Origin of the sequence: Nonomuraea sp. NPDC005501, from assembly GCF_040605905.1 — a bacterium.
Lineage (GTDB): Bacteria > Actinomycetota > Actinomycetes > Streptosporangiales > Streptosporangiaceae > Nonomuraea.
In genome coordinates this window covers 24,608-44,621 of sequence record NZ_JBEXDT010000017.1, presented here as the reverse complement: position 1 = coordinate 44,621, position 20,014 = coordinate 24,608, and the positions used below count along the sequence as shown (strand labels likewise).

The window sequence follows — 20,014 nt, the reverse complement described above, 5'->3', positions numbered from 1 at the left end:
CGGGGCACTCCTAGGCTTTCGTCCGTGGCAGAGCGGCGACGGGTCCTCCTGGTCGAGGACGACGAGACGATCGGGCGGGCCGTCCGCGACCGGCTGGCGGCGGAGGGCTTCGACGTCCGCGTGGCCGGGGACGGGGAGACGGCCCTGACCGAGTACGGCAGGGCGGAGCCCGACCTGGTGATCCTCGACCGGCTGCTGCCGGGGCTCGACGGGCTGGAGGTGTGCCGCCGGATGCAGGCCGCCCGGCCCGTGCCCGTCCTCATGCTGACGGCCCTCGGCGAGGAGACCGACGTGCTCGTCGGGCTCGGCGTGGGCGCCGACGACTACCTCACCAAGCCGTTCAGCATGCGCGAGCTGGTCGCGCGGATCCACGCGCTGCTGCGCCGGGTCGAGCGCGCCACCCAGCTCGCGGCCGAGGACACGGTCATCCGCGTCGGCGAGGTCGAGATCGACACGGCCGCGCGCCGGGTGTTCGTACGCGGCACGGAGGCGCAGCTCACCAGGACCGAGTTCGACCTGCTGCGCCGGCTGGCCGAGCGGCCGGGGCAGGTCTTCGAGCGCGACCGGCTGCTGTCGGACGTGTGGGGCTTCTCCGAGGCCGCCGCCACCAGGACCGTGGACAGCCACGTGCGGGCGCTGCGCCGCAAGCTCGGCTCCGACGTGGTCCGCACCGTCCACGGAGTCGGGTACGCCCTGGTGCGCCGATGAGGCCGCTCGACTTCCTGGGCCGGATCAAGGTCAAGCTCGGCATCGTGATCGTGCTGGCCGTCGGCACCGCGTTCGTGGTGAACGAGGTCGGCATCAACTCCGGCCTGTCCCGCGAGCTGCGGATCGCCGTCGCCGTGGTGCTCGCGCTGATCATGGTGCAGCTGCTGGCCATGGGCATGACCAGGCCGCTGCGCGAGATGGCCCGCGCCGCGCAGACCGTCGCCAAGGGCCGCTACGACCTGAGCGTCCGCGCCACCTCGCGGGACGAGGTGGGGGAGCTGGCCAGGGCCTTCAACGCGATGGCGGCCGACCTCGGCGAGGTGGACCGGCAGCGGCGGGAGCTGGTCGCCAACGTCAGCCACGAGCTGCGCACGCCCATCACCGGCCTGCGCGCCGTCCTGGAGAACGTCGTGGACGGCGTCTCCGCGGCCGACCCCGACACCATGCGCACCGCCCTGGCCCAGACCGAGCGGCTCGGGCGGCTCGTGGCCCAGCTCCTCGACCTGTCCAGGCTCGACTCCGGCGCCCGTCTCATCGAGCCGGAGCCGATCGAGCTGGCCCCGCTGCTGGAGCAGGCCGTGCGGGAGGCGGCGCTGGCCCGTGAGGACGTCCGGATCGTGCCGCGGACCGCGGCCGGCCTCGTGGTGCGCGCCGACCCCGACCTGCTGGCCCAGGTCCTGGCCAACCTCCTCGACAACGCCGTACGGCACAGCCCGCCCGGGGGCGTGGTGACGGTGGCGGGGACCGCCCGCGGGGACGGGGCCCGGATCACGGTCACCGACCAGGGGCCGGGCATCCCGGCGTCGGCGCGGTCGCGGGTGTTCGAGCGGTTCTCGCGGCTGGACGCGGCGCGCGCCGCCGACGCCGGCGGGGCCGGTCTGGGGCTGGCCATCGTCAAGGAGATCGTCGAACTGCACGGGGGCGACGTCCGTATCGCGGACGGCGCGGGTTGTCACATGATCATCGAGCTGCCAGGGAGAACCACGATGGGGGACAGACGGGGCGCCACCGGACCGGACCGGGCCTCGGGGGGCTTCGAGGCCGCGGCGCCCGTACCGGCTCCTGGGGGTGCCGGGCTCGGCCCGGCGTCCGAGGGCGGCGGGACGGGCGCGGTCGCGGAGGTCGGGGCGCCGGTGCCGGCGGGGGCCGGTACCGGCGCGCCGGAGCCCGTACGAGCCGGGGTGTCCGGGCCGCCCGGGGCGTCCGGGCCGCCCGGGCCGTCCGGGCCGCCCGGGCCGCCCGGGCCGTCCGGGTCCTCGGACGGGCCGGTCGCGGCGCCCGCGCCTCTCCCCGTGCCCGTGCCCGGAGCCGGAGCCCTGGCCGGGGCCGGGGCCGGGGAGAGGCTGGCGCGGCTTGTCACGGGCACCCTCCTCGGGTTGCTCCTCGGGTTCATGGTCGGCGTGGTCGCGGCCGTGTTCGTCAGCTTCGCGGTGGGCGGCGGGTTCGCGCTGGCCACGCTGGCGTTGTGCACGCTCCTGGCCGGAGCGCTGGGCGCGTCCATCGGCGGCACTCCCCGGCGCGGCGTCGCCGCCGCTCACCCGAGCGGGCCGTACGGCACCACGGCCTCCCAGCCCTCTGGCCGGCCACCCGCGGCAGCGCCCCCACCTTCCGGGCACGCACCCGCGATTCCCCAGCCCTCCGGGCACGCGCCCGCGACGCCCCAGCCCTCCGGGCACGCATCCGCGACGCCCCAGCCCTCCGGGAGCCAGGCGCCGCCTCCCGCCTACGTCCCCCCGCCGCTCTTCCCTCGTCCCGAGCTGCCCGAGACGCCGCGCTGGCTGCTGCCCGCCGCCGCCGGCGCCGGGGTGTTCGGCGCTGTGGCCCTCCCCGGGGCCCAGATCGGCCTCGGTGTCGTCCTGGTCGCGGTGGTGCTGGGCGCGGCGGCCATGCCCGCCGTGCTGCGGCGGATGACGCCGTGGACGTGCGCGTACGCCCTGGTCGCGTACACGCTGATCGCCATGGCGGCCGTGCGTGACGCCGACTGGCTGGTCGGCGTGCTGCTCGTGGCCGGCGCCGGGCTGGCCGCGCTGGCGGTGTCCGGGGCCGGGGCCGGCTGGCTCGGCGCGATCAGGGGCGTGCTGTCGGTGCTGCTGGCGCTGCCTCCGGTGCCGTGGTTCCTTGCGGAGCCGGTGAAGCGGCTCACCTCCCGCCGGCGGATCCTGCCGGTGCTGGGTGGGCTGGGCATCACGGTGGTGCTGCTGGCGGTGTTCGGGGTGCTGTTCGCGTCGGCCGACCGCGTGTTCGCCTCGTACGCGCGGCGCCTGACCGCCACCCCCGACTGGGCCGACACGCTGCCGCTGCGCGTCGTCGTGTTCGCGCTCGTGGGCGCGCTGCTGACGGCCGTGGTGCTGGTGGCACTGCGGCCCGTCAACGACCCGGCCGGTCCCGGGGCCAAGCTGACGCTGAGCCGGAGCGTGTGGCTGCTGCCGCTGACGGCCGTGAACCTGCTGTTCGCCGCGTTCGTCGCGGTGCAGATCACCGCGCTGTTCGGCGGCAACGCGTGGGTGCTGAGGACGGCCGGGCTGACGTACGCGGAGTACGCCAGGAAGGGGTTCTTCCAGCTCGTCGTGGTGAGCGTGTTCGTGCTCGGCATCGTCGCCGTGGCGGCCGGGGTGGTGCGGACCGGGCGGCGCGAGCGGTGGCTGCTGGCCGGGCAGCTCGGGGTGCTGTGCGCGCTGACCATGGTGGTGCTCGCCTCCGCGCTGCACCGGCTCGCCCTCTACACCGACGCGTACGGCCTGTCCCGGCTGCGGCTGTCCGTGCAGGCGACGCTGTGGTGGCTGGGCGCCGTGTTCGCGCTGGTGCTGCTGGCCGGGGCGGTACGGCTGGCGGGCCGCGGCTCGGCCTGGCTGCCCCGCACGGTCGTCCTGGTCACCGGGCTGGCCCTGGCCGGCTTCGCGTTCGTCAACCCGGACCTGCGGGTGGCGCAGACCCAGGTGGCGGTGCGTGGGGTGGCCAAGCTGGACTCCGACTACCTGGGCGACCTGGGGGCCGAGGCGGTGCCCGCGCTCGACCGGCTGCCCGAGCCGCAACGCAGCTGCGTGCTGGCCGACCTGGTGGCCGCCGACGACCTGGCGGACCCGGACCCGTGGAACGGCTGGAACCTCTCCCGCGCGCAGGCCCGCGCCCTCCTCGCCGAGCACCCGATCCGGCCTGCCACCTCCTGCCCCCAGGTCTCCTCCCGGACGTCCGACTGACCTCCTCCCCGGCTCCCCGGCCCGCGTCCGCGGTGAGGGCGACGGATCCGCGATCGTGGTGCGGGCCGGAGGGGCCGGAGATCGGGTTTAATCCTTGGGTGGCTTTCGATGTGATCATCAGCGGTGGCCGGGTGCTCGACGGCACCGGCGCCCCGCCGTACCGGGCCGATGTCGCGATCACCGGCGACAGGGTCGCGGCCGTGGGGCGGCTCGACGGAGCTCAGGGCGCGAGCGCCGCCACCGTGATCGACGCGACCGGCCGGCTCGTCTCGCCCGGGTTCGTCGACTGCCACGCGCACGGCGACGCGACCGTCTTCGACCCGTCCGTGCAGCTCGCGGCGCTCCGGCAGGGCGTGACCACGTTCGTCCTCGGGCAGGACGGCCTCTCGTACGCCCCCGGCTCCGCCGGGACCGTCGCCTACGCCGCCCGCTACTTCGCCGCCGTCAACGGACCCCTGCCCGGCTCCCTGGCCGGCGGCCCGCTGAGCGTGGCCGGCCTGCTCGACGCCTACGACCGGGCCGTCGCCCTCAACACCGCGTACCTGCTGCCCCACGGCACCATCCGCTACGACGTCATGGGTCCCTCACCGGACGCCCCGGCGCCGGACGAGCTGCGCCGGATGCTCGCCCACGTCGAGCGCGGCCTGTCGGAGGGTGCCGTCGGGCTGTCCAGCGGCCTGGAGTACCTGCCCGGCCGGTACGCCTCCGCCGAGGAGCTGGCCGCGCTGTGCGTGCCGCTCGGCGGCCTGCCGTACGTGACCCACATGCGCGCCTACGGCGCCCGCGCCGGGGTCGGCATGGCGGAGGTGAGCGAGATCGCCGCGCGGTCCGGCGCGGCCGTCCACGTCTCCCACCTGCACGGCCCCGCGGACGTGCTGCTGCCGCTCGTGGAGGAGGCGCTGGCCGCCGGGGTCGACCTGACCTTCGACACGTACCCGTACCTGCGCGGCAGCACGATCCTCGCCATGGTGGTGCTCCCGCCGGACGTGCCCGCCGCCGAGACCGACCGGGCCCTGGAGATGCTCACCTCCGGTGAGCTCGACGCCTGGTGGCCCGGCCTCGCGCAGACCTGGCCGCGGCTGACCGTCTCGCACGCGCCCGGCCTGGAGTGGGCCGAGGGCCTGAACATGGTGGAGGCCGCCGAGCGGGCGGGCGTGGAGCCGGCCGAGTTCTGCCGGCGCCTGCTCGTCGAGACCCGGCTGGAGGCCGGCTGCGTGTCGGCCCGGCCGGACGAGGGGCCCGAGGGCGAGGAGTCGGTGCGGCGGATGCTCCGCCACCCGGCCCAGACCGGCGGCTCCGACGCCATCTACGTGGGCGGTCATCCGCATCCGCGCGGGTTCGGGGCGTTCGCCCGCTTCCTCGGGAGGCACGTGCGCGAGCTGGGGGACTGGACGTGGGAGCAGGCCGCCGTCCACCTCGCCGCGCACCCGGCGCGCCGCTTCGGGCTCGTGGACCGGGGGCTGCTGCGGGCCGGGTTCGCGGCGGACGTGGTGGTGTTCGACCCGGCCACGGTGGCCGACCGCGCCACGTACGAGGCACCCCGTACGCTCGCCGGAGGGGTGGACGATGTGCTCGTGTCCGGCGTGCCCGTGCTGGCGGGCGGCGAGCCGACCGGCGCGACGCCCGGCCGGGCGCTGCGCGCCTGATGGCGGCGCCCGTGACACCCGAGAACGTGGACAGAGGAGACGTCGTGCAGCAAGCCCCAGGCCGGTCGATCTTCGACGGCGGCCTGCCCTTCCCCCTGATGGTCGTGCACCGCGAGGCGCTGGAGCACAACGTCGCCACCATGGCCGCGTTCGCCCGCGACCACGGCATGGAGCTCGCCCCGCACGTCAAGACGCACATGTCGCCCGAGATCGCCGCCCTGCAGCTGGAGGCGGGCGCGTGGGCGCTCACCGTGGCGACGCCGCGGCAGGCCATGGCGGTCCGCTCGTTCGGCGCCTCGCGGATCATCGTGGCCAGCCAGCTCGTCGACCCGGCCGGGCTGGCGTGGGCCGCCGCCGAGCTGGCCCGCGACCCCGGCTTCGAGCTGCTGAGCTTCGCGGACTCGGCCGCCGGGGTGGACCTGCTGGCCAAGCACGCCGGCCCCCGGCCGTTCAGGGTGCTGGTGGAGCTGGGCCACCACGGCGGGCGGGCCGGCTGCCGGTCGCTGGAGGAGCTGCTGGAGGTCGTCCGGTACGTCCAGGAGAGCCACGGTGTGGAGCTGGCCGGCATCGCCGGGTACGAGGGCGGGCTGGCCGGCGCCGACGAGGTCCGCGCCTACCTGCTGAAGCTGCAGGACGCCGTCGAGCACGTGCGTCTCAGGCAGCCGATCCTGTCGGTCGGCGGCAGCCAGTGGTTCGACGTGATCGGCAGGGAGCTCGTCGCCACCAAGGCCACCGTCGTGCTGCGCAGCGGCGCCTACGTCACCCACGACGACGGCTACTACCGCGAGCGCACGCCGTTCAACCGCATCGACGGCGAGCTGCGGCCCGCGCTGGAGGTCTGGGCGCACGTGCTGTCCGCCCCCGAGCCCGGCATGGCCGTCGTCGGCATGGGCAAGCGCGACGCCCCCTACGACGAGGGCCTGCCCGTCCCCAAGCGCGGCGGCGTCGCCGTGACGCGGATGCAGGACCAGCACACCGTCGTGCAGGCCGACGGGCTGCGCCCCGGTGACCTGCTCGCCTTCGGCATCTCGCACCCGTGCACCGCGTTCGACAAGTGGCGGGTGCTGCCGGTCGTCGATCGTGACTACCGTATCGTCGGCGAGATCACGACTCACTTCTGAGGAGCACCCATGAAGAGCGAGCTGCGGACCACCGAAGGCGCCGCGCCCGTCGGCGCCTACTCCCAGGGCCTGGTCGTCGGCGACTTCGTCTACACCTCCGGCGCGGGTCCGTTGCACGCGGACACCGGCGAGATCGTCGGCGACGACGTGGCGGCTCAGACGCACCAGACGATGCGCAACCTCGGGGCGATCCTGGCCGCCCACGGGCTCGGGTTCGACGACGTGATCAAGGCGACCGTGCATCTGCAGGAGCTCAAGCGCGACTTCGCCGCCTTCAACGAGGTGTACCAGTCGTATTTCTCCCGCCCGTACCCCGTGCGGACCACGGTCGGATCGGACTTGATGGACATCCTTGTGGAGATCGACTTCGTCGCGCACAAGAGCGCCTAACCAGGATTGTAAGGTCGGCTCGTGGACAGTTCGGTGTACGTCTTCGTCGAGGATCTCCGAGGCGAGGGCGTCGAGCGGGTGCTCGACAGGATCAGCGGCTACGGCGTCACCGGCGTCACCGTCGGCGCCGTGCACCACGCCTGTCAGGACATCACCCCGCACGGACTGTCCCGGTTGACCGTCCGCCACGACGCCGCCCACTTCACGCCGCCGCCCGAGCTGTTCGCGGGGCTGCGGCTCAAGCCGCCCGCCGGCCACCAGGACGCCCTGTCGGGTCTCGCGCAGGCGTGCGCGCAGCGCGGGCTGAAGCTGCACGGCTGGACGGTCTTCCTGCGCAACGCCACACTCGGCCTGCGCCACCCGGACGTGACCGTGCGCGACTGCTTCGGCGACCGCGGCTCGCCCGCCGACCTGTGCCCGGGACACCCCGACGTGCGCGACTACGCCGTGGCGCTGGCCCGCGCCGTCGCCCGGCTCGGCGTCGAGAGCGTGGTGGCCGAGGCGCTGCACTTCAACCCGCTGCGGGCGCAGCGGTCGTTCGTGCCGCTCGGGCCGATGGACACGTACCTGTTCGGGCTGTGCTTCTGCGACTACTGCATGCGCCGCGCCGCGGACCTGGGCGTCAACGCCGAGGCGGCGCGCGAGGAGTGCGCCGGCATCGTCGGGCGCGTGCTCGACGGCGACGCGCCCGCGCAGGGCGAGGTGACCCGGGCCGCGCTCACCGCCTACGCCGGGCCCGAGGTGGTGGCCTACGCGCGGGCCAGGTCCGAGACCGTGACGACGCTGGTGTCCGAGGTCGCCTCTGCCGTGGAGGCCGAGGGGGCCCGGCTGGTGTTCGTCGACTCGACCGGCGCGGTGAAGGGGTACACAGACGGGCTGCCCACCCCTGGGCTGGCCGCGCACGACGCCTGGCAGCTCGGCGTGGACCTGGTCGCGCTCGGCGACCTCGTGCCGGCCTTCGGGGTGCTCGCCTACGCCCGCGACGCGGCCCGCGTGGCCGACGACGTGGGCGCCTACCTGCGCTCGGTCGGCAAGGACCGGGAGGTGCGGGCCGTGCTGCGGCCGGGTCACCCCGACAGCGACTCGGCCGACCGGCTCGTGGCCAAGGCCCGCGGGGCGAAGGCGGCGGGCGCGGCGGCGGTCGACTTCTACGCGTACGGGCTGGCGCCCCACCCGGTGCTGGACCGGATCCCGGCCGCCCTGGCGGAGGCCCACTGACGCGGGCCGGTCACCGGGACGCCAGCCCGTCCAGGACCGCCGACACCGCCTCCTCCGCGAAGCCGTCGTCCACCGGCAGTCCCCGGAACACCGCCCGCATCCACACCGCCCCGGCCAGCAGGTCCACGATCAGCATCGGGTCGGCTGTCTCCTTCAGCTCGCCCCGCCGTACCGCCCGCTCGAACACCGCGCGCTCCCGGGCGAACCGGTCGGCGAAGAACCGGTGCGCGTCGAGCTCCGGATGGCGTACGGCGGCGCCCAGCGCCGTCACCGCGACGTCCCGCGCGGGGGGCCGCGTCAGCAGGCGCACCACGCCCTCGGCCAGCGCCACCAGGTCGCCCCGCAGGCTGCCCGTGTCCGGCGGCTCGAATGCCAGGACGTCGGCCTCCACCAGCGCCGCCCCGAGCAGCGCGGCCTTGGACGGCCACCAGCGGTAGATCGTCGTCTTGTTCACGCCGGACCGCTCGGCCACCCCCTCGACGGTCAGCCCGTCGTAGCCGCGCTCGGCGACCAGCCGGAGTGTCGCGTCGAAGATCTCCTGCTGCTTCCTGGGCGCCATGCCGTCATTTTCTCCCGGTGAACGCGGTGACGACGCCCAGCCCCAGGTACACCACGCCGCTGACGTACCGCAGGGTGCGGGCCCGGCGGGCCAGCCGGGTGCCGAGCGCGCCGGCCGTGAACGCGTACACGATGTCCGACAGCAGCCCCAGCGCGAGCAGCGTGACCCCGAGCACCACGATCTGGAGGGCCGGCGAGCCCGCGTCCGCGTCGACGAACTGCGGCAGGAGCGCCAGGAAGAACAGCGTGACCTTGGGGTTGAGCACGTTGACCACGACGCCTTCGAGGAACACCCTGGGCAGCGGCTGCGGCCGCAGCGCCGTGCCGCCCGCCTCGTCCTTCGAGGTGAGCGCGCGGACGCCGAGGTAGACGAGGTAGGCCACGCCGGCCCACTTGACGATCCCGAACAGCGTCGCCGACTTCGTGATCAGGTACGACAGGCCGGCCGCGGCGGCGGCGATGTGCACGAGCGTGCCCGTCTCCACACCGAACGCGCTGGCCAGCGCCGCCGCCCTGCCCTGGGCGAGGCCGCGGGCGGCGATGTAGAAGTGGTTGGGGCCGGGGATGAGCACCAGGGCCAGGCAGGCGCCGGTGAAGAAGAGGTACGTCGACCAACTGATCACGAAATATCAGCGTAGACATGGCTTTATGCCGATAAGAAGGCCAATGGCGGGTGGTGGCGGTGGGCCAATGAGTGTCGGCGAGGCATGGCATAGTTGCTGACCGTGAAGGGTCTTCTGGTGGGGCGCGGTGCCGAGCTGACACGGCTCGTCGGCGTGCTCGAGTCCGCCGCGGCCGGCACCGCCGGGGTCGCGCTCGTCGGGGGCGACGCGGGCATCGGCAAGACCCGGCTGGTCACCGAGCTGGTGGCCGAGGCCAGGGAGCGCGGCTTCCACGTGCTGTCCGGGCAGTGCGCCGAGCTCGGCGACGCCCTGCCGTACCTCCCGCTCGCCGACGCCCTGCGCGGCGCCGAGCCCGCAGTGCGCGAGAAGGCCGCCGCCCACCCGCTGCTCGGCCAGCTCCTGCCCGGCGTGGAGAGCGTCCCGTCGGCCGGGCTGACGCAGCAGCGGCTCTTCGGCTCGCTGCTCGGCCTGCTGTCCGGCATCCAGCCCGTGCTCTTCGTCATCGAGGACCTCCACTGGGCCGACCGCTCCACCCGCGACCTGCTGGTGTTCCTCAGCCGCATGGTGCAGACGGAGCGGGTCTGCGTGGTCGGCACCTACCGCACCGACGACCTCCACCGGCGCCACCCGCTGCGCTCCGTGCTGGCGGAGATGAAGCGGCTGCCCACGGTCACGGCGGTGGAGCTGGGGCCGCTCGACCCGGGCCAGATGTCCGACTACGTCGCGACCATGGGCCGGGTCGACGCTCAGGGGCTCGGCATGATCGTCACCCGCGCCGACGGCAACCCGTTCTACGCCGAAGAGCTCTTCGCCGCCATGACGGAGGGCGACAGCCTGCCCGAAGGCCTGGCCAGCCTCCTGCTGTCCCGCGTCGAGGTGCTGTCCGAGCCGGGCCAGCGCGTGCTGCGCGCCGCCGCCGTGGCCGGCCGGCGCGTCGAGGACGAGCTGCTGCGCGAGGTCTCCGGGCTGCCGCTCGCCGACTTCGAGGAGGCCGTACGCGAGATCGTCTCGCGCGGGCTGCTGCGCGTCGACGGTTACGGCTACGCCTTCCGGCACGCCCTGCTCCAGGAGGCCGTCTACACCGACCTGCTGCCCGGCGAGCGCACCCGCCTGCACGCCGCGTTCGCCCGGCTGCTCACCGCACCCGCCGAGCTGGCCCACCACCACCTGGCCGGCCACGACCTCGCGGGCGCCCTGGCCGCCTCCGCCGAGGCCGGCCGGCTCGCCGAGCGGCTCGGCGCCCCGGCCGAGGCGCACAGCCACTACGACCAGGCCCTGTCACTGTGGGAGCGGGTGCCCGAAGCCGAGCGGCTGGCCGGCGAGAGCCGGGCGAGCCTGGCCTTCCGCAGCGCCGTCATGGCCGCCGACAGCGGAGACAACCACCGGGCCATCACCCAGCTCCGCGCCCTGCCGCCCACCTGCGAGGTCAGCGAGCGGCTCGCCTACTACCTGTCCGAGATGGACGACCAGGACGGCGCCATCGCCGCCGCCGAGCAGGCCGTCGCCACGGCGGCCGACGATGCGTCCCTGGCCCGCGCCCTGGCCACCCACGCCCGCACGCTCACGTGGGGCCCTCGGCACTCCGAGGGCCAGGCGCTGGCCCTGCGCGCGCTCGACGTCGCCCGCGCCGCCGGGGCGCGCGACGCCGAGGTGGGCGCGCTGCTCACCCTCGCCATCCACGCCGAGCTGCAGGGTGACACCGCCAAGGCCCACGACCTCGTCACCGTCGCCTCCGCCGAGGGCACCGGCGACCTCGCCATGGACCTGCGCGCCCGCTTCCACCACGCCCGCATCCACTATGAGCAGGGCTACCTCGCCCACGCGGCCGAGGTCGCCGACGAGGGCATCCGGCTGGCGTTCGAGACGGGGCTCAAGTGGAGCACCTACGGCACCGACCTGCAGTTCCTGCGCTTCCTCATCCATTACGTCGCGGGGGAGTGGGACCAGGCCGAGACCGTGGCCGCCTCCTTCGGCGCCCGGGTGGGCACCGCGCCGGAGGCCACCCTGTCGTCGTTCGCCCTGTTCCTGGAGGTGGCGCGCGGGTTGCCCGCCGTGGACAGCAGGCTCGGGTGGCTGCGGCCGTTCTGGTCCGACGGGCTGGTGGCGTACATGTCGCGCGGGCTCGCCGCCGAGCACGCCCTGTGGCAGGGCGACCCCCAGACGGCGCTCACCCACGTACGCGCGACGCTCGACGTGCTCCAGGCCGGCGAATCGGGCATCCTGCGCATCGCCGCCGTCGGCCTGTGGGCGCTCGGCGACCTCGGGGTCGTCGAGGACGCCGACGAGATGGCCGATCTGGCCCGTTTCGCGGTGAAGTCCGGCCCGGTCGGACAGCGTGGCCAGCTCGGTCTTGAGGGGCGCGCGTGGGCGCTGCGGGTCGAGGCCGAATGGCACCGCGTCCACGGCCGGCTCGACCCGGAGCTGTGGCGGGCCGTGGTGGAGGCGTTCGACTACGGCTTCGTCTACGAGACGGCCCGCGCCCGGTGGCGCCTGGCCGAGGCGCTGCTCGCCGCCGGCGACCGGGAGGCGGCCCAGAGGGAGTGGACGCTGGCCCGGGAGACCGCCACCACGCTCCGCGCCGCTCCCCTGGAGAGGGTGCTGGCCGACTTCGGCAAGCGGGCCCGCTTCACCGCCGTCGCCGGGGCCGGCTCGGCCGCGCAGGAGTCACCCAACGGCGGGCTGACCGCCCGCGAGCTCGAGGTGCTCACGCTGGTCGCCGAGGGTCTCACCAACAGGGAGATCGCCGAGCGGCTGTTCATCGCCCAAAAGACGGTGAGCGTCCACGTCTCCAACATCCTCGGCAAGCTCGACGCCTCGACGCGCACCGAGGCGGCCGCCACCGCCCGCGCCCACGGCCTACTGACCTGACCCCTTACCGGGGGCTGGTTACCAGGGGCCTTCAGCTTCTGGCGAGCGCGGCCAGATCCCGCACCACCTGGATCAGCTCTGCCGGATCGAACGGCTTGGTGAGATAGGCGTCCACCCCGATGCCCATCCCGCGCCGCTTGTCGTCGTCCTGCGCCCGGGCGGTGATCAGCACCACCTTGATGTGACTGGTCGCCTCATCCGCCCGCAGCCGCTCCGCCGTCACCCACCCGTCGAGATACGGCATCATCACGTCCAGCGTGATGACATCCGGCATGACGTCGAGCACCCGCTCAAGGCAGTCCTGCCCATCGGTGGCGGTCGACACCTCGAACCCTTCCAGGCTCAGGTTGACCGCGATGAGCTGACGGATGACCTCGTCATCGTCGACGACCAGCACTTTCCCAAGAACCTCACCCACGGCGGCAAAGCTACCCGTAGTGGCGCGGTCACGTGCGGTTTTCCGGCGATGTGTGATCGGAGGTTTATCGTGGTGCGGAGTGGTGGCCGAATACTGGTAGCCTTGTCACACGTTCGGCCCCCTTAGCTCAGGGGATAGAGCACCGGCCTCCGGAGCCGGGTGCGTAGGTTCGAATCCTACAGGGGGCACACGATCCTGACCGGCGGCTTCGGCCGCTGACCAGGGCGAACGACACAGGAACGGGCGGGTATCCAGTCTCACGGAGCCCCGCCCGTTCTCGTTGCCGCTCACTGCTTGTGGACCAGCTGTGGACCACGAGAGCTCCGTCCAAGCCTCGAACGGCGAGGCGCCACTTCGTCTCCCCGGCATACGATCGAGATCGGCGTGAGTCGGCAGGTCGGCCGCATCAACCAGGTGCTTTGAACAGCCGGCGGGGGCGATCGTTCAAGGCCAGATATGGCAGAGCGAACAGTCCCTCGTTGTGATGCTCGGCCACCCCAGAGGGTGGCCGCCACCAGCAGGCGCTCATCGAGCGAGTGCCGCTCGCTGTTGCGGTCCTCAGCCACTCCGGAGGGTGGCCGCCACCACGTGGATGCCGTACGTCCCCGAACGCGCCCCGGTGTTGCGATCCTCGGCCACCCGGAGGGTGGCCGCCACCTGCGACGGCGCCGATCGCTTCACCAGCTCCAGGCGGTTGCGTTCCTCGGCCACCCCGAGGGTGGCCGCCACTCGAACCAGTGACCCCTCGCTTGTAAGGATCGCCCGCAGGTTGCGATCCTCGGCACCCCGGAGGGTGGCCGCCACCGTCGTCCGAGACGAGCCGGCTGGCGGTTTCACCGTTGCGATCCTCGGCCACTCCGGAGGGTGGCCGCCACTCAGGCATGAGCCGGTCGACGTCGGGGCGGTGGAGGTTGCGATCCTCGGCCATCCCGGAGGGTGGCCGCCACCTGCGCCGGATGGGCGCTCACGTGCTGGATCTGTCCGGTTGCGATCCTCGGCCGCCCCGGAGGGTGGCCGCCACTGACCGACCCGGGAACCGAGATCCCGCTTGTCCAGGTGTTGCGATCCTCGGCCACCCCGGAGGGTGGCCGCCACGCCCACGCGGCAGGGTCGAGAGGCGGGGTGCCAGTGTTGCGATCCTCGGTCACCCCGGTGGGTGGCCGCCACCGCCCAGGAACCGCGCCGCCTGGTCCTCGCCCGTACCGTTGCGATCCTCGGCCACCCCGGAGGGTGGCCGCCACTCCGCGATGGCGGCCCCTCGCTGACGGGAGAGGTTGTTGCGATCCTCGGCCACCCCGGAGGGCGGCCGCCACCGCGGCCCTCAACAGGCTCGACATCGACCTCGCCGTTGCGATCCTCGGCCACCCCGGAGGGTGGCCGCCACCTGAACGTCGGCCATGTGCGCGTCGAACTGCTCGTTGCGATCCTCGGCCACCCCGGAGGGTGGCCGCCACTGCTCAACGCCAACCAGCGGCTGCACTGGAGGAAGTTGCGATCCTCGGCCATCCCGGAGGGTGGCCGCCACTGGTCGCCTACGGCAAGTTCACCTTGGCCGAGATGGAGTTGCGATCCTCGGCCACCCCGGAGGGTGGCCGCCACGGCCCTTGTCCCCGCCGCTGAGGCCACTCAGGCACAGTTGCGATCCTCGGCCACCCCGGAGGGTGGCCGCCACCCCGACTGGACAAGGCCACCGTGCTTGATGCCCTCATGTTGCGATCCTCGGCCACCCCGGAGGGTGGCCGCCACCACGCGAGTCAGGCCGCGAGGGTGCCGGAACGGCAGTTGCGATCCTCGGCCACCCCGGAGGGTGGCCGCCACCGACCGCGTCGGCGATCGACTGGAGCGACAGCAGGTTGCGATCCTCGGCCACCCCGGAGGGTGGCCGCCACTGGACCTCCTTGGACGGCATACCGATGATCCGGAAGGGGTTGCGATCCTCGGCCACCCCGGAGGGTGGCCGCCACCGTCAAGGGATGGTGCGTTCACACGGCACGCAGGCGTTGCGATCCTCGGCCACCCCGGAGGGTGGCCGCCACGATGATGCGGATCGTGACTGTGTTGGCCGCGGACACGTTGCGATCCTCGGCCACCCCGGAGGGTGGCCGCCACTCCGCCCACACCTCGCTCAGCCACTGCGGGAAGGTTGCGATCCTCGGCCACCCCGGAGGGTGGCCGCCACGCCAGCCACGAGCCAATAACCGGCCCGGCCGGGGTCGTTGCGATCCTCGGCCACCCCGGAGGGTGGCCGCCACCGCATCTGAGTAGGCAATATGCCCCCTCGACACCGACAGGACGACTTGCGAATTCACGTATCAAGGAACATTGCGGGTGATAACTCCTTAGGAACCTACCGCGTGTCGCATGAGCACTCCAGGTTCCGAAGCACAGGCACGGCAAGCACAACAGGCGTAAGGCTATGCCGGGAGTGTACGCGGATCGAGCAGCTCCCCAGGGATCACGTTATTGATCATGACTTGTCTACGCGCATAGGGTCGTCTGGCCGAGACGGCCGCCCTGTCCGACATGAAGCGATCAGGGTTGTTGAGCGCCGATTTGGTGGAACTTCGCGAAACTGTCGGCGGCATCTCCTAAAGTTCAGCTCTCGCAGGGATCCTCCGACCAAGGGGTGTGCGTGAGCGACCGCTTGTGGGCGCACAGTGCTCGGGACAGTGACAGGCTTCGCCATGGTCTCGCCGACCATTTGCGGGGAACCGCATGGCACGCAGGCGCCTTCGGCGAGGTCTTCGGCGCAGGCTCGCTCGCTGCTCATTGCGGTCTGTTGCACGATGTGGGGAAAGGCTCCTGCCAGTGGCAGCGCGGCCTGATCGATGCGGAGCGCCTGGGCGGCCGGGTGGGCATTCCGCACAAGCATGCGGGTACTTGGCTGCTGGACCAGCACGGCCTGGGCATCATGTCCGCCGTGGTGTTCGGTCATCACGGAGGGCTGCCGGACGCGACGCGACTCAAGAAGGAGTTGCGCTTCGCGGACACCGATCCGCTGGTCGCCGAGGCAATTCGGCGGGTCGGGGAAATCGTTCCGGAGATTCATCCGTCGGAACCGATCGCACCACCCGCCTGGCTGCACGAGGCCGCGGCCGATGACCCTTATGCGTTGGATCTCCTGGTTCGCATGGTCTACAGCACCGTGGTTGATGCGGACTTTTTGGACACTGAGCAGCATTTCGCTGGCGTCGCGCGCCCTTTTCATCCGGTTTCTGCCGCTGATCTGGCTGAGCGTTTCGAGCGGGGACGCCAGAATCTGCTCGAAAACAAACCGGAATCGCCGATTGACGGGTTGCGTCAAGAGGTCTACCGGCAGTGCGTGGAGGCTTCGCAGGGACCGCGAGGTATTTATCGCATTCCGGCGCCCACTGGCTCAGGGAAGACGCTCGCGGCGGGCGGCTTCGCCCTGCAGCACGCCCGGCAGCACGACATGAAACGCGTCATCGTCGCCGTGCCGTTCATGTCGATCACCGAGCAGAACGCCTCGGTCTATCGCAACCTCTTGGACATCGAGGGTGAGGATCCGGTGGTGCTGGAGCACCACAGCGGCATCGATCTGGACGACGGAAGGGCAAGCAGGAGGTGGCAGCGGCTGGCCGCGGAGAACTGGGACGCCCCCTTCGTGGTGACGACCACCATCCGGCTGTTCGAGTCCCTGTTCTCTCACAAGCCCGCGGCGATGCGCCGCGTGCACCGACTGGCCGGTTCGGTGATCGTCCTGGACGAGGTGCAGGCGCTGCCGGACCGCTTGTTGATCCCCATCGTGTCCGCGCTGCGCAGCCTCACCCAGTGGTTCGGTGTGACGGTGGTACTGGCCTCAGCCACTCAACCACCGTTCGAACTGCTCAGCCCCTTGCAGGGCACGCGCATCAGGGACGTCATCGCCGAGCCGAAGCCGCTGTACAAGGCTCTGAGCCGAGTGCGGTACCGGTGGCTCCTGGATCCGAAGCCGACCATGGCGCAGATCGCCGAGCAGGCCGCGGCGGAGACTCAGGTCCTCGTGGTGGTCAACACCACCAGGGACGCCGCCCGGATGCACGAGCTCGTGGAGGAGCATCGGCCGGCGCTGCACTTGTCCACACGGATGGCAGCCGCGCACCGGCGCGCTGCTTTGGACGAGATCACGCGGCGTCTCGCCGACGAGGAGCCGGTCGCGGTGGTGAGCACCCAACTGGTCGAGGCAGGAGTAGACCTGGACTTCCCGGCCGGTTTTCGGGCGATTGCCTCCGCCGACTCCCTTCAGCAGGCAGCCGGCCGAGTCAACCGAGGCGGGCGGCTGCCGTACGGACAGGTCACCATCTTCGACCCGGAGGACGGCAACAAGGCGGCCGACAGGTTGTACGGCGCTGCGCTGGAGGCCACCCGCGCCAGGTTCGGCCCTCGCTGCCCTCCCGACGATCTGGACGCGTTGGAGGCCTATTACCGGGCCAGGTTCGACTTCCACAACGTCGAGGCGGCAGGGCACGAGATCCAGCAGGGCCGCCAGACCCATGACTTCCCTCGCGTGGCCGAGCTGTTCCGCATGATCGATGAATGGACCGTTCCCGTTGCAGTGCGCTATGGCGACACCGAGAAGCTGGACGGGATCCTCGCCCACCTGCGTGCTGGGCATCCTGGAGCAGGCGCCCAGCTGCGTGCTCTGCGTCCCTATCTGGCCACCCTGCCTCGGGGTGCCGCGCGCAAGGCACTGCAGGAAGGACTTGCCACCCCCGTCGTCGGTGACCTCCTCGAATGGCTCGGCGACTACCACCCGCGGCGAGGCATCGAGATGACCTCCCCCGACCCCCAGGAGCTGGTGTTTTGACCACCCGTCGTGTTCACCATCCGCCTCCGCCGCTCGTCGTGGAGGTCGAGGCGCCGTACGCCTGTTTCACCCGTCCCGAGTTCAAGACCGAGCGGATGAGTTACCCGGTCATGACCCCGTCGGCTGCGAAGGGCGTGCTGGAGGCGATCTTCTGGAAGCCGGAGTTCGGCTACCAGGTCACGCGCATCGAGGTGCTCAAGCCCATCCGGTGGGCGTCGATCCGCCGCAACGAGGTCTCCTCCATGCTGACCATGGCTTGGGTGCGCGAGGCGATGGCTGACACCAGCGTGCGTTTCGATGCGGAGGCCGACCGTGACCAGCGCAACATGGTGTGCCTGCGTGACGTCGCCTACCGCATCCACGCCCAGGTCCGGCTGCGCCCGCACGCCACCGATCCCGAGGCCAAGTACCGCGACCAGTTCCGCCGGAGAGTCGAGCGTGGCGCCTGCTACTCACAGCCGTTCATGGGTGTCCGTGAGTTCTCCGCCTCCTTCCGACCCAACACCGGCTGCGAGCCGATCCTCCACGACGAGAAGCTCGGCGTGATGCTGCACAGCATCGTCTACGGTCCCGAGGGCGAGAGCTACCGCTGGTTCCAGGCGGAACTCCAGCGAGGCGTGCTGGCGATTCCCCGCGAAGGCATCGAGTTGCCGGGCGCCGACACGCGTACCGGCGGCAGGCGGTGACCCCGTGCTGATCAGACAGCTCGCGGCGCACGCCGGCGACAGGCGCGACCTCCCACCGCCGTACTACCGCACCCGGAACGTACGGTGGGCGATCGACCTGGACGGGGACGGACGCCCCCGCGGAGGTCGCCTGGTGGACCTCAGCACCGCTGAATCCAAGTCAGGAGTGCTGCTGGACACCCCCTACGTGCAGCGCTCCGGCACCGGATCCCTGCCGTTCCTGCTCACCGACACCTTGCAGTACGTCCTGGCGATGCCCAAGGACGACAGCGACAAGCAGATCGCCGATGCCCGCCGGCGTGCCGAGGACTTCGCCGAACTGGTCCACCGGTGGGCGAAGGACGAGCTGCTGGCCGAGCCTGTCGTCCGTTTCCTGCGAAGCGGCGCCTTCTCCGAGGTGGAGATCCCTGCGCAGGCCAAGCCGTCCGACGTGGTGGCGATCCGCACGGATCAGGGATGGGTGCACGCCCTGCCGTCCGCCGTTCAGGTGTGGGGGCAGATCGTACGGGAACGCAAGAGCGCGGCCGGCGGCCAGGGAATCTGCCTGTCCTGCGGAGAGGAAGGGCCGTTGCTGGCCACCATTCCCGAGCCGGTGAAGCCTGGCGGCATCCCGGTAGCAGGTGGCCGCGGCAGGGACGCGCAGCTCGTGTCCATCAACAAGACCGCCCAGGGGCGCGGCGGCATCACACAACTGGCCAACACGCCGCTCTGCGACACCTGCGGCGGGCAGGCGATGTCCGCACTGAACGCGCTCCTGGCAGACCGGCAGCACCACTACCGCGGCACCGACAGCGTCCTGGTGTGGTGGCTGCGCCGTCCGGCTCCGTTCTCCCTGCTCGGCGCCGTCCGAGACGCTCAGCCGCAGGACGTCAAGGGCATCATCGAGCAGGTGCACCTGCCGCCCGCTCGGCGCGCGGACTGGCTGGACGACAACGACTTCTACGCGGTGACGCTGTCGGCCAACCAGAGCCGCGTGGTGATCCGCGACTGGATCGACGTCCCGCTGATCGAGCTGTGTCAGCACCTGGACACATGGTTCGCCGACCACGAGATGGCAGACCTGTGGGAGGACGGGCCACAACGAGTTCCGCTGTGGCGGATGACAGCCGCACTGGGCAGACACGGCAAGCAGGGCTACGTCAGGGACACCGCGCCCCGCTCGGCCGAGCGGGACCTCATGGCGGCCGCTTTGCACGGCACGCCGCTGCCCGCAAACCTACTGGCCCGCCTGATCCAGCGCGTCCGTGCCGACAATCGCGTGGACCTGCCGCGCGCCGCGCTCCTGCGCCTGCTGCTCGTTCGAGCCACCCCGGCCATGAAGGAGATCCTGTTGGAGCAACTCAACCTCGACACCCGCGACCCCGCCTACCTGTGCGGGCGCGTCTTCGCGGTCCTGGAGGACATCCAGCGCACCGCCCTGGACAACATCAACACCACCATCGGTGACAAGTTCTTCGGCGCGGCCATGGCCAGGCCGCTACCGGTGCTCACCATGCTGCGCAAGAACGCCACCGGCCATCTACGGCGGCTGCGCGGCAGCAGGAAGGCCGCCGGGATCGCCCTGGACAAGCGTCTTGACGAGATCTTCCAGAGGTTCGCCGCCGAGCTGCCGGCCACCCTGGACCTCGCCGGTCAGGGACGGTTCGTCCTCGGCTACCACCAGCAGAGATCGGCCGACCGGGAGGCGGCCCGCGCCGCCGCTGCCGCGCGCAAGGCAGCCGCACCCGAGTCCGCCTGACCCGTCGTCCCTTCCCTACGAAAGGAATTCCTCGGC

At 72.2% G+C, this 20,014-nt stretch carries 13 protein-coding genes, 1 tRNA gene and 1 CRISPR repeat array; of the genes, 11 read left to right on the top strand and 3 right to left on the bottom strand.

Annotation, left to right across the window (positions count from 1 at the left end; genetic code table 11):
• The first annotated feature begins 24 nt into the window (after positions 1-24).
• The 6 genes from ABZS51_RS12065 to ABZS51_RS12040 all read left to right on the top strand — a co-directional run bounded on the left by ABZS51_RS12065 (position 25) and on the right by ABZS51_RS12040 (position 8,280).
• Positions 25-708 carry a response regulator transcription factor gene (locus ABZS51_RS12065; RefSeq protein ID WP_310709469.1) on the top strand — a complete coding sequence of 228 codons (684 nt, stop codon included), beginning with the start codon at positions 25-27 and terminating at the stop codon, positions 706-708.
• Positions 705-3,905 carry a DUF4153 domain-containing protein gene (locus tag ABZS51_RS12060; RefSeq protein ID WP_355439002.1) on the top strand — a complete coding sequence of 1,067 codons (3,201 nt, stop codon included), beginning with the start codon at positions 705-707 and terminating at the stop codon, positions 3,903-3,905. The genes ABZS51_RS12065 and ABZS51_RS12060 overlap by 4 nt, the downstream gene beginning before the upstream one ends.
• Before the next feature lie 98 nt (positions 3,906-4,003).
• Positions 4,004-5,551 carry an amidohydrolase family protein gene (locus ABZS51_RS12055; protein WP_355439000.1) on the top strand — a complete coding sequence of 516 codons (1,548 nt, stop codon included), beginning with the start codon at positions 4,004-4,006 and terminating at the stop codon, positions 5,549-5,551.
• Positions 5,552-5,595: 44 nt separating this feature from the next.
• Positions 5,596-6,672, top strand: coding sequence for an alanine racemase (locus tag ABZS51_RS12050; RefSeq protein ID WP_355438998.1), 1,077 nt, complete (start codon positions 5,596-5,598; stop codon positions 6,670-6,672).
• Between the two features lie 9 nt (positions 6,673-6,681).
• Positions 6,682-7,062 carry a Rid family detoxifying hydrolase gene (locus tag ABZS51_RS12045; RefSeq protein ID WP_355438996.1) on the top strand — a complete coding sequence of 127 codons (381 nt, stop codon included), beginning with the start codon at positions 6,682-6,684 and terminating at the stop codon, positions 7,060-7,062.
• A gap of 21 nt (positions 7,063-7,083) precedes the next feature.
• Complete coding sequence (locus ABZS51_RS12040; protein ID WP_310709464.1) at positions 7,084-8,280, top strand: hypothetical protein; 1,197 nt, start codon at positions 7,084-7,086, stop codon at positions 8,278-8,280.
• A gap of 10 nt (positions 8,281-8,290) precedes the next feature.
• Here the strand turns inward: ABZS51_RS12040 and ABZS51_RS12035 are convergent, their stop codons facing one another.
• Both ABZS51_RS12035 and ABZS51_RS12030 read right to left on the bottom strand, forming a co-directional pair.
• A complete protein-coding gene (locus ABZS51_RS12035; RefSeq protein WP_355438993.1) occupies positions 8,291-8,839 on the bottom strand; it encodes a TetR/AcrR family transcriptional regulator in 549 nt (182 codons plus the stop codon).
• Between the two features lie 4 nt (positions 8,840-8,843).
• On the bottom strand, positions 8,844-9,461 hold the full coding sequence (locus ABZS51_RS12030) for a LysE family translocator (protein WP_355438991.1): 618 nt from the start codon (positions 9,459-9,461) through the stop codon (positions 8,844-8,846).
• 102 nt (positions 9,462-9,563) lie between these two features.
• Between ABZS51_RS12030 and ABZS51_RS12025 the strand changes: the two genes are divergently transcribed.
• Positions 9,564-12,329, top strand: a complete 2,766-nt coding sequence (locus tag ABZS51_RS12025; RefSeq protein ID WP_355438989.1) for an AAA family ATPase — start codon at positions 9,564-9,566, stop codon at positions 12,327-12,329.
• 31 nt (positions 12,330-12,360) lie between these two features.
• Here the strand turns inward: ABZS51_RS12025 and ABZS51_RS12020 are convergent, their stop codons facing one another.
• Positions 12,361-12,726 (bottom strand): response regulator, encoded by a 366-nt coding sequence (locus tag ABZS51_RS12020; RefSeq protein ID WP_310709460.1) that lies wholly within the window; start codon positions 12,724-12,726, stop codon positions 12,361-12,363.
• 137 nt (positions 12,727-12,863) lie between these two features.
• Between ABZS51_RS12020 and ABZS51_RS12015 the strand changes: the two genes are divergently transcribed.
• The 4 genes from ABZS51_RS12015 to cas8c all read left to right on the top strand — a co-directional run bounded on the left by ABZS51_RS12015 (position 12,864) and on the right by cas8c (position 19,978).
• Positions 12,864-12,935, top strand: a tRNA-Arg gene (locus ABZS51_RS12015).
• Positions 12,936-13,225: 290 nt separating this feature from the next.
• Positions 13,226-14,999: direct repeats of the CRISPR family, unit length 37 nt; unit sequence GTTGCGATCCTCGGCCACCCCGGAGGGTGGCCGCCAC.
• Between the two features lie 380 nt (positions 15,000-15,379).
• Entirely contained in the window at positions 15,380-17,554 is a 2,175-nt protein-coding gene (gene cas3 / locus ABZS51_RS12010; RefSeq protein ID WP_355438987.1) for a CRISPR-associated helicase Cas3', read from the top strand.
• The gene (cas5c, locus tag ABZS51_RS12005; RefSeq protein WP_355438985.1) at positions 17,551-18,240 is read left to right on the top strand and encodes a type I-C CRISPR-associated protein Cas5c; all 690 of its coding nucleotides are present in this window, start codon (positions 17,551-17,553) and stop codon (positions 18,238-18,240) included. The genes cas3 and cas5c overlap by 4 nt, the downstream gene beginning before the upstream one ends.
• A 4-nt stretch (positions 18,241-18,244) precedes the next feature.
• Positions 18,245-19,978 (top strand): type I-C CRISPR-associated protein Cas8c/Csd1, encoded by a 1,734-nt coding sequence (gene cas8c, locus ABZS51_RS12000; RefSeq protein WP_355438983.1) that lies wholly within the window; start codon positions 18,245-18,247, stop codon positions 19,976-19,978.
• Positions 19,979-20,014 lie beyond the last annotated feature (36 nt).